Source organism: Pseudarthrobacter sp. 10T415 (assembly GCF_056394175.1).
Genome location: NZ_JBFTHJ010000001.1, coordinates 435,043 through 450,587, shown reverse-complemented (window position 1 = coordinate 450,587; position 15,545 = coordinate 435,043). Strand labels below are relative to the sequence as shown.

At 69.0% G+C, this 15,545-nt stretch carries 14 protein-coding genes; 6 read left to right on the top strand and 8 right to left on the bottom strand.

All coding sequences use genetic code 11. The features are described 5' to 3' along the window. Positions 1-6 precede the first annotated feature (6 nt). Genes AC1DBN_RS02105 through AC1DBN_RS02080 form a run of 6 tightly spaced genes read right to left on the bottom strand, consistent with a single transcriptional unit; the run spans position 7 to position 7,949 of the window. Positions 7-1,218, bottom strand: a complete 1,212-nt coding sequence (locus AC1DBN_RS02105; protein WP_091719953.1) for an aminotransferase-like domain-containing protein — start codon at positions 1,216-1,218, stop codon at positions 7-9. Next, the gene (locus AC1DBN_RS02100; RefSeq protein ID WP_477722496.1) at positions 1,215-3,035 is read right to left on the bottom strand and encodes a dipeptide ABC transporter ATP-binding protein; all 1,821 of its coding nucleotides are present in this window, start codon (positions 3,033-3,035) and stop codon (positions 1,215-1,217) included. The genes AC1DBN_RS02105 and AC1DBN_RS02100 overlap by 4 nt, the downstream gene beginning before the upstream one ends. Beyond that, the gene (locus AC1DBN_RS02095; protein ID WP_314213139.1) at positions 3,032-3,883 is read right to left on the bottom strand and encodes an ABC transporter permease; all 852 of its coding nucleotides are present in this window, start codon (positions 3,881-3,883) and stop codon (positions 3,032-3,034) included. Before AC1DBN_RS02095 ends, AC1DBN_RS02100 begins: the two co-directional genes overlap by 4 nt. Further along, positions 3,880-4,833 carry an ABC transporter permease gene (locus AC1DBN_RS02090; RefSeq protein ID WP_477722495.1) on the bottom strand — a complete coding sequence of 318 codons (954 nt, stop codon included), beginning with the start codon at positions 4,831-4,833 and terminating at the stop codon, positions 3,880-3,882. The genes AC1DBN_RS02095 and AC1DBN_RS02090 overlap by 4 nt, the downstream gene beginning before the upstream one ends. Further along, the gene (locus AC1DBN_RS02085) at positions 4,830-6,473 is read right to left on the bottom strand and encodes an ABC transporter substrate-binding protein (protein ID WP_314213134.1); all 1,644 of its coding nucleotides are present in this window, start codon (positions 6,471-6,473) and stop codon (positions 4,830-4,832) included. Before AC1DBN_RS02085 ends, AC1DBN_RS02090 begins: the two co-directional genes overlap by 4 nt. A gap of 39 nt (positions 6,474-6,512) precedes the next feature. Continuing rightward, complete coding sequence (locus AC1DBN_RS02080) at positions 6,513-7,949, bottom strand: FAD-binding oxidoreductase (protein ID WP_314213131.1); 1,437 nt, start codon at positions 7,947-7,949, stop codon at positions 6,513-6,515. Positions 7,950-8,297: 348 nt separating this feature from the next. On the opposite strand from AC1DBN_RS02080, the gene AC1DBN_RS02075 reads away from it, so the two are divergent. The 5 genes from AC1DBN_RS02075 (at position 8,298) to AC1DBN_RS02055 (ending at position 12,991) form a co-directional block, all read left to right on the top strand. After that, a complete protein-coding gene (locus tag AC1DBN_RS02075) occupies positions 8,298-8,810 on the top strand; it encodes a flavin reductase family protein (RefSeq protein ID WP_314213129.1) in 513 nt (170 codons plus the stop codon). Positions 8,811-8,981: 171 nt separating this feature from the next. Then, entirely contained in the window at positions 8,982-9,335 is a 354-nt protein-coding gene (locus AC1DBN_RS02070) for a hypothetical protein (protein WP_314213127.1), read from the top strand. A 205-nt stretch (positions 9,336-9,540) separates the two neighbouring features. Continuing rightward, positions 9,541-9,984, top strand: a complete 444-nt coding sequence (locus tag AC1DBN_RS02065; protein WP_314213124.1) for a mucin-associated surface protein — start codon at positions 9,541-9,543, stop codon at positions 9,982-9,984. A gap of 68 nt (positions 9,985-10,052) precedes the next feature. After that, positions 10,053-12,683: an ATP-dependent helicase HrpB gene (gene hrpB, locus AC1DBN_RS02060; RefSeq protein WP_477722535.1), complete on the top strand. Its 2,631-nt coding sequence runs from the start codon at positions 10,053-10,055 to the stop codon at positions 12,681-12,683. A 161-nt stretch (positions 12,684-12,844) separates the two neighbouring features. After that, positions 12,845-12,991 carry a hypothetical protein gene (locus tag AC1DBN_RS02055; protein ID WP_314213121.1) on the top strand — a complete coding sequence of 49 codons (147 nt, stop codon included), beginning with the start codon at positions 12,845-12,847 and terminating at the stop codon, positions 12,989-12,991. 19 nt (positions 12,992-13,010) lie between these two features. On the opposite strand, the gene AC1DBN_RS02050 is transcribed toward AC1DBN_RS02055, so the two are convergent. After that, positions 13,011-13,700, bottom strand: a complete 690-nt coding sequence (locus AC1DBN_RS02050) for an alpha/beta hydrolase family protein (RefSeq protein WP_314213119.1) — start codon at positions 13,698-13,700, stop codon at positions 13,011-13,013. A gap of 69 nt (positions 13,701-13,769) precedes the next feature. Here AC1DBN_RS02050 and ligD point away from each other — a divergent pair, with 69 nt between their 5' ends. After that, positions 13,770-14,792 carry a non-homologous end-joining DNA ligase gene (gene ligD, locus AC1DBN_RS02045; RefSeq protein WP_172829957.1) on the top strand — a complete coding sequence of 341 codons (1,023 nt, stop codon included), beginning with the start codon at positions 13,770-13,772 and terminating at the stop codon, positions 14,790-14,792. A gap of 109 nt (positions 14,793-14,901) precedes the next feature. Here ligD and AC1DBN_RS02040 read toward each other — a convergent pair whose 3' ends face one another. Then, entirely contained in the window at positions 14,902-15,522 is a 621-nt protein-coding gene (locus AC1DBN_RS02040) for an L-threonylcarbamoyladenylate synthase (RefSeq protein ID WP_314213403.1), read from the bottom strand. Positions 15,523-15,545 lie beyond the last annotated feature (23 nt).

Below are 15,545 nucleotides of genomic sequence, written 5' to 3'. Positions count from 1 at the left end.
CCGGGATCAGAGGCTCTTCAGCGCCCGTCCCAGCCGGGCCGCAGCCTCCTCGAGCCGGGGCACGGAAACATCGCCGAACGCAAAGCGCAGGTGGCGGTCCGAACCGGTGCCCGGCCCCGAAGCGAAGAACGAACCCCGCTGGTACTCGACGCCTTCGGCACTGGCCGCCGCCGCCAGGAGGTCCGGATCGATGCCGGCGTCGCGCAGCCGCGGCCACAGGAAGAGTCCGCCGCCAGGGAGCACGCTGTCGAACGCCCCGGGCGCCTCCCGCTCAAGTGCCGCGATCAGCGCCTCGGCCCGCGTGCGGTACAGCTCGCGCGCCCGGCCAAGGGTCGAATCGAACAGGCCCGGGTCCGCCGTCAGCGCCTCGCCCACCATCGCCTGCACCAGGGTGGAACTGTGCGAGTCCTGGCGGCTCCGCAGCGCCACGAGGTCCGGCAGCAGGCGCTCCGGTGCCACGAGCCAGCCCAGCCGCAGGCCCGGTCCCAGGGTCTTGGTGAAGGTGTTGATGTGGATGACGTGGTCCGAGTGATTGAAGGCATCCACGCTCTCCGGCCCGCCTGAATACCAAAGCTCGCGGTAGGGGTTGTCAGCCAGGACCACGAATCCGTAATGCTCCGCCAGTGCTGCCAGCCTGCTGCGGGCCTCGGCGGGGAGTGTGCCCTGGGACGGGTTGTGGAAGTCCGGCACCGTGTACAGGGCCGAGGGCCGGGCGCCCTGGCGCAGTTTGTTTTCCAGCTCGTCCACGTCGATGCCGTGGGCGCCGACTGTCACAGGCAGGGTCTGGGCTCCGGAGAGCTGCAGCCCGCGCAGGAACAGCGGGAAGATCGGGTTGTCCACGGCTACGAGGTCACCGCGCTCCACGACGGTCTGGATGCCGAGGGACAGGCCATGGAATCCGCCGTTGGTGATGATGATCCGCTCGACCGGCATGCCCTCGCGGTCTGCGATCCACTCGCGCAGGGGTGAGATGCCTTCGGTGCGGGAGTACTGCAGGGAGGGCAGCCCGGGCCTCGAAAGGACCCTCGCCGTGGCTGCGGCCAGCTCCGCCGCCGGAAGGACGCCGGGGTCCGGGACGCCGCCCAGCAGCTCGATGGCGTCCTCCCGCTTGTCCCGCAGGGTGGCATCACCAAACCCCTTGGGGGCGGTGAAGCCGGCGATCAGGGCGGGCTTCCGCAGCGATTCCGGGCGGGCTGTTGCGGTGGGGGTCAAAGTCATAATGCTGCCTCTGCTAGTTTCGGGATTCGGCTGTGTTCCGCGGGAGTGTCTGCCAGTGCGGGCGGCGCCAGTCCTGAGGTGCCCGGGATGGCGTCCAGGAGCGCCCGTGTGTAGGGGTGCTGCGGCCGCTCGAAGACCTGGTCCACCGTGCCGTGCTCCACCACCTGGCCGCGGCGCAGCACTGACACGGTGTCGGCCACCTGCCGCACCAGGGCAAGGTCATGGGAGACGAACACGTAGGTCAGCCCAAGGTCCCGCTGGAGCCGGGCCAGCAGCTCGAGGATGCCGGCCTGCACGCTGACGTCGAGTGCCGAGGTGGGCTCGTCCAGGACCACGACGTCGGGACGGACCACCAGTGCGCGGGCGATGGCCACGCGCTGCCGTTGCCCGCCGGAGAGCTGGGCCGGACGGCGGTCCGCAGCGTCGTCCGGCAGGCCGACGGACTGGAGGGCCTCCCTCACACTGTCAGCGCGGTCAGCCGTGCTGCCCACCCCGAACCGGTCCAGGGGCTCCCGGACGATCTTTCCCACCCGCCACGTGGGGTCCAGCGACGTAAACGGGTTCTGGTAGACCAGCTGCAGGTGGCGGCGCACATCGCGCAGGCCGGCCCGGGTAAGTCCGGCGGTGGAGTCGCCGCCCACCGTGATGGTGCCGCTGTCCGGCTGTTCCAGTCCGAGCAGCAGCCGGACAGCTGTGGTCTTGCCGGAGCCGGATTCGCCCACCAGGGCATGGGTTCGGCCGCGTTCGACGGCGAAAGATACTCCATCGACGGCGCGCACCTCCTTGCCGCGCGTCCGGAAGCTCTTGGTGACATCCGTGACCGCGATCTGCGCCGGCCGGTCCGCGGTGGTGAGGTCCGCCGTCGTACCGTCCTGCGTGGCGACGGCCTGTGAAACGGCGTCCTGTGAAGCGCTGTCCTGCCAAGTGCGCCGCAGCGTGTCCCGGGGCTCGCCGGTGCGCTGGCTGCGGTACCGGTCCGGATTGAGGGCCGGAACATCGGCCTGCAGGTTGCGCGTGTAGTCCGTTCGGGGGGCTGCGAACACCTGGGCCGAGGGGCCCTGTTCCTGGACTGCCCCGTCCTTGAGCACCACCAGCGTGTCGGCGCGTTCGGCCGCGATCGCGAGGTCGTGCGTGATCAGCAGCAGGCCGATGTCCAGCTCCTTCCGCAGTTCGCCCAGCAGGTCCAGGATGAGCTTCTGGACCGTGACATCGAGGGCCGAGGTTGGCTCGTCCGCCACGATCAGGGACGGCCGCGGCAGCACCGTCAGGGCGATGAGCACGCGCTGGAGCATCCCGCCGGACAGCTGGTGGGGATAGGAATCGTAGACGCGGACAGGATCGGGCAGGCCCACCTGGTCGAAGACCTCCAGGATGATCCGGCGGCGGGCGGCGGCGTCCCGTTCGCCGGTCAGTGCGGCGGCCTCGTGGGCCTGGGCGCCGATGCTGCGCACCGGATTTAGTGCCGAGCCGGGGTCCTGCGGGATGAACCCAAGCTGCTTGCCGCGCAGGGGGCGGAACTGCCGCTCCGGCAGGGACAGCACTTCGGTCCCGGCCAGCCGTACGCTGCCGCCCACCGTCGCTTCGGCGGGCTGCAGCAGCCGCAGCACTGCCTTGGCGATGGTGGACTTCCCGGACCCGGATTCGCCGATCAGGGCCAGGCTTCCGCCGCGGGCCAGGGTGAACCCGACGTCGTGGACCACTTTCCTGCGGCCGTAGGCGACGTGCAGGCCCTCGACGCTGAGCAACGGGGATGCCTTGGTTTCCGGCACTGTCGTGTCCTTTCCTCTGGTGGTTCCACCGGGGTTGGGGGCGCTCATTTGCTGTTCCTAAGCCACCGGCTGATGCGGTTGATGGACAGGACCGTGGCCACGATCACCAGGGCCGGGGCGTAGACCAGCCACGGCGCGGTGACGTAGGTCTTGCCCGAGGCCACCAGCAGGCCCCAGTCCGAGGATGGGGGCGGATCACCGTAGCCGAGGAAGGCGAGGGAAGCGATTACCAGGATGGACGTTCCAAACTGCAGCACCGCCAGCACCAGCACCGAACGGTAGGCGTTGGGCAGGACATGGGTCAGCAGGGCCTGGAGCCTGTTGCCGCCCTCCAGATATGACGCTTCCACGAACGCCGAGCGGCGGACCCGGATGACCTCCGCACGCATGAGCCGGGCGAAGACGGCCACGGCGGAAACCCCGGTGGCGATCGCGGCGTTGATGGTCTGGAAGCCCAGCGAACTGACAATCACCACGGCCAGCAGGAAACCGGGGATGGCCAGGAGCACGTCAACGAACCTGCCGAGGGTGGCATCCAGCCAGCCGCCGCGGAAGCCGCTGGCAAGGCCGATTGCGCTGCCCACCAGCAGGCCGATGGCCACGGCAACCAGGGCGCTGGTGACCGAGGACGCTGTTCCGTAAACCACCCGTGCGTACTGGTCCCGGCCCAGGTAGTCGGTGCCGAACCAGTGCTGCAGGCTGGGCGCGTTGAGTTTGCTGCCGGTATCGCCGTTCACGGGGCTGTACCCGGTGAACAGTGAAGGCAGCAGCGACCACAACACCACCACCAGGACCACGAGGAAGGACAACAGCACCGTGGGCGGGATGGCGGCCCGGGTGCGGAGCGTTGCCGTCCCGGCGCTGCGGAGACGGGCGAAATTCAGGTCCGCGCTCATGCGTTGGCTGCCTCTCTGACGTTGACCCTCGGGTCGAGCAACGGGGTAAGGAGGTCCGCGGCGAGGTTGACCGCCACGAAGACCACCGCGGAAAGGGACACCACCGCCTGCAGGACCGGCTGGTCCTCGCCCGTGACGGCTTTCTGGACCACTGTGCCGATGCCGTCCCGGCCAAAGATGGTCTCGGTGATGACGGACCCGCCCAGCAGTTCGCCCACAATGAGGGCCACCATGGCCACCGAAGGCAGCGCCGAGGGCTTCACCAGGTGCCGGGCGAACAGCTGCGCTTCGGCGAGGCCCCGGGAGCGGGCCACAAGTGCATACTCCTGGCGGGATTCGTGGTCCAGGCTGGCGATCAGCACTTCAGCAAGTGGAGCGGAAACCGGGATGGCGAGGGTGACGGCCGCGAACAGGGTTGCGGTGGCACTGTTCGGGTCGGTGGTGGTGAAGGCGTGCAGCCGGAACGCGAAAAGCTCGATCAGGACCAGGCCGATCACGAAGTTGGGCACGGACAGGAAGAAGGACGGAATGGAGCGCAGGATGCCGGCCCACCTCGGCGGAGCGTAGTGCGCCCCGTAGGCAATGACGACCGCGAAGACCACGGCGATGGCCAGGGCGGTGGTGGCCAGGGTGAGCGTCGACGGCAGGGCGTCACCCACGATCTGGGCCACCGGCAGGTTGGACTGCAGGGAGAAGCCCAGCTCGCCGGTCAGGAAGCGGCCCAGCGACAGCACCAGTTGGACGAGGACCGGCTGGTCCAGCCCGTAGTACTGCACGATCCGCTGGATGTCGGCTTCGCTCAGGCCGGACTGCGGGTCGCGCAGCGAGTTGGTGATGGCGTCACCGGGCAGGACGCTGATGACCAGGAACGTCAGCACATAGGCCAGGAGCACGACGACTGCCGCCTGCCCGGCCCGGGCAAGGGCGAAGCGGCCATAGCCGCTGGTCACTTGGCCACCCAGGCAGTGTAGAAGTTGGCGTACGCCAGGCCGTTGTACTGGACGCCCTTGACCGCGGGCGAGATGAGGTAGAGGCGCTGTACCAGCTGGTTCAGGGGGATGAAGTAGCCCTGTTCCAGGACGTACTGCTGCAGGTCACCGGCGACCTTCTCGCGGGATTCCCGGTCAGAAGCGCTGGCGATCGCAGTGGACAGGTCATTGAGTTTCTGGTCGCTGGTGCCCAGGTTGAACCAGTTTTCACCGTTGTTCTGGCTGGTCAGTACACCGGCCACCGTTCCCACGTCAACGAAGCTGCGGGAGGTCTGGAACAGCGGCGGGCGGCTGGCCTGGATGGCGGCGTAACCTGCCACGTCCACCACCTTGAGGTTGACCTTGATGCCGATGCGCTCCAGCTGCTGGGCGATGAGCTCGTCCTCGGCCTTGGTGGAGGGGACGTACGGGTTGGGCGTGAGCGGGAATTCGAGGACCTTGCCGTCCTTCACGCGGAACCCGTCGGGCCCGGGCTTCCAGCCGGCGTCGTCCAGCAGCTTCTTCGCTTTGTCCGCGTCGAAGGCGAAGGCACTGCTGTAATCGCCGGCCTCCGGGACGTTGCCCTGGATGAAGGTGGTGGCCGCGTCCCAGTCCTCCGTGTACACGGTCTTGCGGATTTCCTCACGGTCGATGCCGTGCTGGATGGCCTGGCGGACGCTGGGATCGTTGGTGGGGAAGGCCTGGGTGTTGACCTGGAAGCCGTCTACGAAGCCCAGGTACTTGGGTGTGCCCACGGTGAAGCCCTGGGCTTTAAGGGAGTCGATTTCCTGCGGTTCCACATTGAAGGCAACCTCGGCCTGTCCGGACGCCACCGTCGAGGTCCGCACCGACGTGTCTTTGATGACCTTGTAGGTGATGGTGTCGAGCCGGGCGGCACCGGTGTGGCCCAGGGCGGCCGGACCCCAGTTGTAGTCCTTGCGCTTCTCGAGCACGTAGGAGTCGCCCTGTTTCCAGGACTTGAGGACGAACGGGCCGCTGCCGATTTCCTGCGCCAGGTCCGCCTGGGCGTCCACCGGCAGGGCGAGGGTCTTGGGGGACAGCAGGATGCAGCCGTGGTACGCAAGCGTGGCGATGAAGCCCAGGGCGGGGGAGGAGAAGGACACCTTGACCGTCCTGGCGTCGGTGGCTTCCGCACTGACGAAGTTGCTGGACGGGAACAGGCCCACCTTGCTGACGCCGCGGTCCGGGGCGCCCTTGGCCCAGGCGTTGAGGTTGGCCACGACGGCGGCCGCGTCCAGGGGTGTGCCGTCGGAGAAGGTCACTCCGTCCTTGAGGTGCAGGACGAAGTCCTTGGCCCCGTTGAGTTCTTCCCAGCTCTCGGCGACCCAGGGGCTGAGCTGTCCCTTGTCGTCGACGTAAACCAGCTTGTCGGTGATCTGGCCCCAGAGGTTGCCCTCGTAGCTGGAAATGGACGTCTTGCTCGAGACCCAGCCGGTGTCGTAGCCCTGGATGAGGAAGGTGATGTTTCCCCCGTCAACCGGCGTGCCGGCGTCGGAAGAGCTGGTGGCTGCGGGGCCGCCGCATGCGGTGAGGACGGCGGAGCCGGCGATGGCGCTGATGCCGGCGAGGAAGACGCGGCGGCGGAATTCGATGGGGGTCATGGGAGTTCTCCTGGGTGGAAGTGGTGGGAGCCCGCTGGGCTAGATGGCTTTGCCGGGGTTGAGCAGTGCTTGCGGGTCCAGAGCTGATTTGATGGCGTGCTGCGCCTGGCGGATCCGGGGGGAGAGTTCCAGCGCGGCCCAGTCCTGCTTGATGCTGCCGATGCCGTGTTCGCCGGTGACGGTGCCGCCGAGCGAGAGGGCCACGCGGACCAGTTCGGTGGCGGCCTCCTGGAGGGCCGCCGGCGGCTGCGCGGGGTCGTCGCCGGGCTGCCTGTCGAGCGTGATCAGCGGGTGGAGGTTGCCGTCGCCGGCGTGCGATACGGCCGAGATGTCGACGCCGAACCGTGCTTCCAGCGCCGGAAACGCTGCATAGACTTCGGGGAGCCGGGACTTCGGGACGGCAATGTCCTCGCCGATGTACCACTTGTCCTTCGGGAGGCCGCGGCCGCTGCGGCGCAGTTCCCAGAGCCGCACGCCGTCGTCGTCCGATTCCACTGTGACCCGCCCGCCGGCGGCGGTGAGTGCAGCGGCAAGGTCCGCGGACTGCGCCTCGATGCCGTAGCCGTCGAGTTCGATCAGGATCAGCGCGGCGCCGCGGGCGCGGAGGCCGGTGCCGGAATAGCTGTCGATGTTTTCCAGGGTGGGGGTATCGAAGAACTCGATGGCCGCCGGCCGGACGGGGGAAAGGGTGATGGCGGAGAGGCCCTTGGCGCCCGCCGCCGTGCTGTCAAAGAACGCTGTGACCGTCTTCCGGGCCACCGGGATGGGCCGCAGCCGGACAGTGGCCCTGACCACGATCCCCAGGATCCCCTCCGAGCCGACGAACAGCGAGGTCAGGTCCAACCCTGTCACGCCTTTGATGGAGCGGTGCCCCACGCTGACCAGGCTGCCGTCGGCGAGGACGACGTCGAGGGCCAGGACGGATTCGCGGGTCACCCCGTACTTGGCGCACCTCAGTCCGCCGGCGTTGGTGGCGATGTTGCCGCCGATCGACGAGATGTCGAAGCTGGCGGGATCGGGGGCATAGAACAGTCCGTGCGGCGCGAGGCGTGCGTTCAGCTCAGCGTTAATGAGGCCCGGTTCAACCACGGCAACTTCGTCGAGCGGCGAGACCTCGATGACAGCTGTCAGCCGTTCCGTGGACACCACCACCTGGCCGGCGGTTGCGGTGGCGCCGCCGGACAGTCCGGTACCGGCGCCGCGGGGAACCACCGAGACGCCCAGTTCAGCGGCCAGCCGCACCACCTGCTGCACCTCACCGGCGCTGGCAGGGAAGACAACTGCGGGACCATCTGTGCCGGCGTCGGGCGCGGCCGTTTTCGCCGTCGCGGCGTCGTAACGGTAGGACCCGGTTTCCGGCGTCGGCGCCAACACCTCAATGCCCGGGTGGCGGGCGGAAAGTTCCAGGACGAATGAGTCCACGGCACGTTGCGTATGGGTGGGGCGTGGCCGCGTTTCGGGTTCTGCTGATGTCATGCCGGAATCTCTTTCGGGGTGGGTGCCTGGCGGAAGAATGTGACAGTGAGGGAAAGAGGAATTTCCCGGGAGCGTCATTTTTCAATTCGGTTCTAAGGGAAATTAGCTTTGTTGGCCCCTGCGCCGCGAACCTGGACGAAACCGGAATAAACAAATCGAAATTGCAGGACATGCGGATCAACGGGCGGTAAGAAACGGTCATGAACGGCGTAACAGTGCCGTCAGATGACGCCGCGGGTACCGGCGTGAAGCCGCGTTGCGGAGCGCGTCAGTGCATTGCGGCTGTGCTTGTCGAATTGATTTGGGTAATGGTTTGGTGAGGTAACGATCCAAACGAGAGGCCACATAATGACAGCCACATCAGATCTTGCCCCCCGCCGGCTTCGCGATATTTTTGGAACCTTTGCCAGCGGGCTGACGGTAATTACCAGCTCAACCCCGCAAGGGCCGGCCGGCTTTACCTGCCAGTCGTTCGCATCCCTGTCGCTGGAACCCGCGCTGGTCACGTTCAGCCCCGCCCGAACCTCCAGCACGTGGCCCGTCCTGCGGGACGCGGGCTCCTTCACGGTGAACATCCTGCCGGCCGAACACCAGCACCTCGCCGGACAGTTTGCCCGCTCCGGAACGGACAAGTTCGCCGGGGTCAGCCACACGTCCTCGCCCCTGGGCAACCCCATCCTTGACGATGCCCTCGCCTGGATCGATTGCGAACTCCATGCGGAGTACGACGGCGGCGACCACACCATTGTGGTGGCCAGCGTGCGGCACCTGAGTGCCCGGATGGACGCAGAGCCGCTCCTGTTCTTCAAGGGCCGGTACGCCGGACTTTCGCCGGCCCGCCTGCTTGAAGCCGCCAGCTGACCACCCACTTCCGCTTCGGGATGGCGACGCAGCGGGCGGCCGTTTCCGCCCGGGTGGCGGCCTGGTCCTGATCCGGCTTCCTGCAGGGTTCTTGCATCCGCACCGCCGAGTAGTAAGCTTGCTGAGCATTACCGTAAGCTTGCTGATTAGCGGACGATGGAAGCAGGAACAATGGGCGCAGTATTCGGCGTTGCCTGGTCACTGATGCTCACTGCCGGCGGAGCAGCCGTTGCCGCGTCAGCCCCTTATGGCGGTGCGGCGCCCGGCGGACAGTACCTTGCCGGCCATGTGCTGCTGGGCGTGGGCATCGGGCAGTTGGCAGCGGTCCTGCTGCGCGCAGCGGTCCAGGGCGTCCTCGGACGTCTCCGCGCCCACGCTGGCACCCGGCACGGCCCGCAGCCTGTTGCCGGGGCCGATGCCGCCGAACGCGATATCGCCGCGGTCCCAGTTCCGGCGCGGGTTTCCACCCTGCCGATGCGCCCGGCTGCGTCCCTGGCCCCACTCCGGGGCCGGCATGCTGCCTGAGTTGATGCCGGGCGGTGAAGCCCCGGCCGCGAGGCCCGTAGCACCGTTACCCGTAGCCCCTTCATGGCCAACACGGCGCCCCCGCCGCCTGTCACGCTCCACTCTCCTCCGCAGCGGTATCGCCGTCCTGGTCGCTGCGGCCCTCACGGCCGGCTCCGCGGCTGTCTATCAGGGGCAACAGGCCGGCGACACCGATCAGGCCACTATGCGGGGCTTCCAGATCCGGGTCCTGAGCATCAGCCAGGCGGCCGCGGAAAACAGGCTCGAGGGCGCACTTGCTGCCCTGCAGGGACTCGAAGATGACCTCGACCGTGCCGCCCTCGACGGCCGGATCACCGCACCGCGGCTGCGCGGCATCGAGAGTGCCCTGGGCGAGGTGCGGGCCGACATCACCGGGCAGCTTGAGTCCCGGGCTGCGGTGGCCGGCACCGCCGCTGCCGCCGGGACAGCACCCACAGCGGAGGCCGCCCAACCCGCGGACGGCACGCCAACAGCCGGTTCCGCAGGCACCGTGGCCGTGCCCGAAGCACCTGCTCCTGCTCCTGCTCCTGCCGCGCCGGATCCCGCGCCGGCCGTGCAGCAGCAACCCGGACCTCCGCCCGGCGTCACAGCACCCCAAGGCAAAGCCAAGGGCCACAAGAAACCCTGACCCGTCCGCCCGGGACCACGCTGCAGGACTTCGGGGGACCGGGCTGCAGGCAGAATGGACAGGTGAGTTTGTCCACGGGTCCGTCCGCCACCCCTGATACCCAGCCCTTTGACCTCGCTGCCATTGGCGCTGACCTCGCGTTCGCGCGGTCCCTCCCCGAACTCCGGAAGGCGCTCGACGCCGGCGGTCCGTCCGCCGCTGCCGTGGTCCAGGCACCTCCCGGCACCGGCAAGACCACCATGCTGCCGCCGCTGCTGGCCAACCTGGCCGGTGGAGAGGGCCGCGTTGTGGTGACCCAGCCGCGCCGCGTCGCAGCCCGTGCCGCCGCGCGGCGGCTGGCCTCCCTGGATGCCAGCCAGCTGGGCGGCAGGGTGGGCTACACCGTCCGCGGCGAGCGCCGGGCCGGAGCGGAAACCCTCGTCGAGTTCGTGACCCCCGGCATCCTGTTGCGCCGCCTGCTGGCCGATCCCGGGCTGACAGGCGTGGCCGCCGTCGTGCTGGACGAAGTCCACGAAAGGGGCCTGGAAACGGACCTGCTGGTGGGAATGCTGGCCGAGGTGCGCCAGTTGCGCGGCGACCTGCAGGTGGTGGCCATGTCCGCCACGGTGGAGGCTGCACGGTTCGCGGCCCTGCTGGGGGATCCCGACGGCGGCCGGCCGGCTCCCGTGGTGGACTCGCCGTCGGTCCTCCATGCCCTGGAGGTCCGCTGGCATCCGGCCACCGTTTCCAGGCTGGATGACCGCGGCGTGACGCGCGCGTTCCTTGACCACGTCGCCATCACCGCAGCGGAAGCCCAGGAGCAGGCCCTGCGCACCGACCCGTCCTCCGATGCCCTGGTCTTCCTTCCCGGCGCCCGGGAGGTGGCTCATGTGGCGGCGGGACTGCGCCATCGGCTGGGCGCCGCCATGGACGTCCTCGAACTCCACGGCCAGGCCGGCCCTGCTGAACAGGACAGGGCAGTCTCAGGCCGCCTGCCGGGCGGCAAGCCAAGGATCATCGTGTCTACGGACCTTGCCGAATCGTCGCTGACAGTACCCGGCGTCCGCCTGGTGATTGACTCCGGCCTGGCCAGGGAACCCCGGCGCGACGCTGCCCGCGGCATGGCCGGCCTGGTGACAGTGTCCTGCGCACGCGCCTCGGCGGACCAGCGGGCGGGCCGTGCGGCACGTCAGGGGCCCGGCACCGTGGTCCGCTGTTACAGCCAGCAGGCGTTCGGTGCGGCGCCCGCGCATGCCACCCCGGAGATCAGGGTGGCGGACCTGGCCGGCGCCGCCCTGACCCTGGCCTGCTGGGGTTCCCCCGGGGGCCAGGGCCTGGCGCTGCCGGACGCGCCGCCGCAGCTGGCCATGGACGAGGCCATGGAAGTGCTGCGGGAGCTCGGTGCCGTCACCCCTGACGGTCATGCCACCGCCGCCGGACGGGTCCTCGCGGAGATTCCGGCAGACCCGCGGCTGGCCCGCGCCCTGCTCGACGGCGCCGCGGACGTGGGTGCGCAGGCAGCCGCCGAAGTGGTGGCGGCCATTGCTGGGGACCAGCGGGCGCCCGACGCCGACCTGCCGCGGCTGCTCGGCAGGTTGCGTACGGAGGCGGGGCCGGCCCAGCGGCGGTGGCAGGAGGAGACCCGGCGCCTGGAAGCACTCGCCCGCCGGCACGGGCCAAACGCCGCAGGACGCAACGCGGCCGGACGCGCCGGCCCCGCCACCGGCGGGGCGCCGGGCGTCGTCGTCGCGCTGGCATACCCGGACCGGGTGGCACGCCTGGTGCCCGGCGACGGACCTGCCCGCTACCTGCTGAGCTCCGGGACCAGGGCCGGGCTGCCGGCGGGCAGTTCACTGGGCGGCCATGAGTGGCTCGCAGTCGCGGAAGTGTCGAGGGCCGATGGGCGGGACGCCGCGGGCACCGGGGCAGTGATCAGGTCGGCGGCGCCGCTCACCGCAGCGCAGGCTGAGCACGCCGCCAGCCACCTCCTGGCCGAAGCCGTTGAGGCAGAGTTCCGGCAGGGGCGGGTCACGGCACGGAAGGTCCGGCGCCTTGGCGCCATAGTGCTGGCGGAGACTCCCGTCCGGCCCACGCCGGAGGCGGGCCGTGCGGCGGTCAGCGCGGCCCTGCGCCGGGATGGGCTCGCCCTGCTGGAATGGTCGACGGCGGCACGGGACTTTCGCGGGCGCCTCGCCCTCCTGCACCGCGAGCTGGGCGGACCGTGGCCCGATGTTTCGGACGGTGCGCTCCTGCAGCGCCTCGACGAGTGGCTCGGACCGGAACTCCAGGCACTCGCTGAAGGGGCCGCCGTCGCGCGCGTTGACTTGGCCCGGCCGCTGCGGAACCTGCTGCCCTGGCCGGACACGGCACGGTTCGATGAGCTGGCACCCGAATGGCTTGAGGTCCCCAGCGGTTCAAGGATCCGGGTGTCCTACCCGGTCCCCGGCGAGGAAACCACCCGGCCCGTTGTGGCCGTGAAGCTGCAGGAGTGCTTCGGGCTGGCCGAGTCCCCGCGCCTGGCCGGCGGACGGGTTCCGGTCCTGTTCCATCTGCTGTCCCCGGCACGCCGGCCGCTGGCCGTCACCGATGACCTCACCTCCTTCTGGTCCGGGCCGTATGCCCAGGTCAGGGCCGAGATGCGCGGCAGGTATCCCCGGCATCCTTGGCCCGAGGATCCCTGGGCAGCTCCGGCCACCGCACGGACCAACCGGCGGAACTGAGGCATGCATCGGCAGTAAGCCGCGGCGCATGGCTGCGCAGACGGCTGCGTGAGAACAACGATACAAAGCCGAAACGTCCCGTCGACGTGCTGAAACATCCCTTGCCTAGGCTCTTTCCTACGCGGACAGCGTGGTCCGCACCACCTACGGAAGGACTCATCATGTTTCTCTTGACCAGCCTCAACCTCCTGCTGGATGGCCGCCGCAATGACGCCGGTGGATCCCGCAACGCCGAGTCCGGCACGTTCCCGGCGGGCCGGCTGACCTCAGCAGCGTGGGAGGGCTGGTGGCACGAAGACGCCGCCTAGCCTGCGCCAAGCTATGGCGTTATCCGCCGCTGGCCCTGATGAAATCCGCCACCGGCGCCGCCAACGAGGCACCAACCTGGCCTGCGGGCCGTTTAGCCCCCGCCACCGCAAAGGAATGGTCGCCGCCGTCCACCCACTGCAGGACCGCCGTCGGGCCGATCCGGGCCACCACGTCCTCAAGGAGGGCGGCAGTGGCAAAGGTGTCCCGGCTGCCCTGCAGGAACAGCATAGGCGTGGCCAGCCCGTACAGGTGTTCGTCGCGCAGCTTCTCCGGCTTGCCCGGCGGATGCAGCGGGTAGCCCAGGTAGATGAGGCCGGCCGCCGGCATCCCCTCCGCCACGGCCATTGACGCCATCCGGCCGCCAAATGATTTACCGCAGGCCCACACGGGGCCTGTGTCACCGTTGACCGTTGCCTGCTCCGCGGCGGTATCCATGACGGCCCGCCAGGTGGCGATGGCCAGCGGCGGGCGGTCCGGAAATTTACGGCCCGCTTCACGGTAAGGGAAGTTGAACCGGAGCGTGGCCAGGCCCAATACGTTCAGGGCATCGGTGAACCCGCGCAGGAACGGGTGCTCCATCCCGGCGCCGGCACCGTGCGCCACCACCACAGTAGGTACGGGGCCCGCCGGGCTGTCCGGGCGGGCATAGTCGGCGGAGACGGCGGTATCGCCCACCGGGATGGACAGGTGCTGATCGGTTGCGGGCATGGATCCATCATGCCGGACCTGGCAGGGCAAATGTGCTGCCGTACGGACCGCGGGGTGTACGTTGTCCCCATGGCGAGCGAACAGACCACCATCACCGTCCCGGGCCCCCACGGCGAGCGCGAGATGCGCATTTCCAGCCCCAGCCGGGTCCTGTTCCCGGACCTGGGCCTGACCAAACTGGATCTCGCCCGGTACATCTGCGAAGTGGGGGAGGCGTTCATCGCAGCGAACGGGGACCGTCCGGTGTCCCTGCAGCGGTACTCAGACAATATCGACGGCGAGATGTTCTTCTCGAAGAACCCGCCCCGGGGCACCCCGGATTTCGTCCGGTCCGTCAAGGTGGTCTATCCGAGTGCGCGCTCCCATCCGCAGCTGGTGCTGGACGAGCCGGCAGCCGCCGTCTGGGCAGTGCAGATGAACACTGTGGTGTTCCACCCCTGGCCGTCCCGGGCGGAGAACACGGACAATCCGGACCAGCTCCGCATCGACCTCGACCCCCAGCCCGGTACGGACTTCGACGACGCCATCCCGGCCGCCCAGGTGCTGCGGGATGTCCTGGCCGAAGCCGGACTCGAATCGTTCATCAAAACCTCAGGCAACCGCGGCCTGCATGTCTACGCCCCGATCGAGCCGGTCCGCGAATTCCTGGACGTCCGGCACGCCGTCATCGCCGCCGCCCGCGAGGTGGAACGGCGGATGCCGGACAAAGTGACCACGGCGTGGTGGAAGGAGGAGCGCGGAGAACGGATCTTCCTGGACTTCAACCAGGCCAACCGGGACCGGACCATCGCCGGCGCCTACAGTCCCCGCGCCCTGCCGCACGCCCCGGTCTCCTGTCCCATCACGTGGGATGAGCTGGAGAACACGGATCCCCGGAAGTTCACCGTCCTCACCGTCCCGGACCGGCTGAAAACGGTGGGCGACCCCTGGGCCGGGTTCGGTGACAAGCCCGGCACCATCGGCACCCTGCTGGAGTGGTGGGACAGGGACGCCAAGGACGGGCTCGGCGAGATGCCGTTCCCGCCGGACTACCCCAAGATGCCCGGCGAACCGCCGAGGGTCCAGCCGAGCCGCGCCAAGAAGCAGGACTGAGCCGCAATCCTGCAGCGGGGCGCGCTGGCACGGACCCGCCGGCCGCCGTCGTAATCCACGACGGCGGCCAGCGGCACAGTGCCCCGCGAAGGCGGTCAGGGCCCGGCGGTTACTCGAAGCGTGACGGGTCTCCCATGCCCCGCCGGACCACCTCGGCCACCCCGCTGGAAAAATCCACCACCGTGGTGGGTTCGGCCCCGCAGTCGCCGGCATCGATCACAGCGTCCACCTGGTGGTCCAGGCGTTCCTTGATTTCCCAGCCCACGGTCAGCGGCTCGTCCTCGTCCGGCAGCAGCAGGGTACTGGACAGCAGCGGTTCGCCCAGTTCGGCCAGCAGGGCCTGGACCACCCGGTTGTCCGGGATCCGCACGCCCACCGTTTTCTTCTTCGGGTGCAGCAGCCGCTTGGGGACCTCCTTGGTGGCCGGCAGGATGAACGTATAGCTTCCGGGGGTCACAGACTTGATGCTCCGGAACACATCGTTCCCGATGTTCACGAACTGGCCCAGCTGGGCGAAGTCACGGCACACCAGGGTGAAGTGGTGCTTGTCATCCAGGTGGCGGATGGTCCGGATCCGGTCCAGTGCGTCTTTGTTGCCCATCTGTGCCCCCAGCGCATAGCAGGAGTCTGTGGGGTAGGCGATGAGCCCGCCGTCGCGGACGATGCTGACGGCCTGCGCAATGGCGCGGGGCTGGGGATCGTGCGGATGAACATCGAAGAATCTGGCCATCACCCGAGCCTACTTTCCTCCGG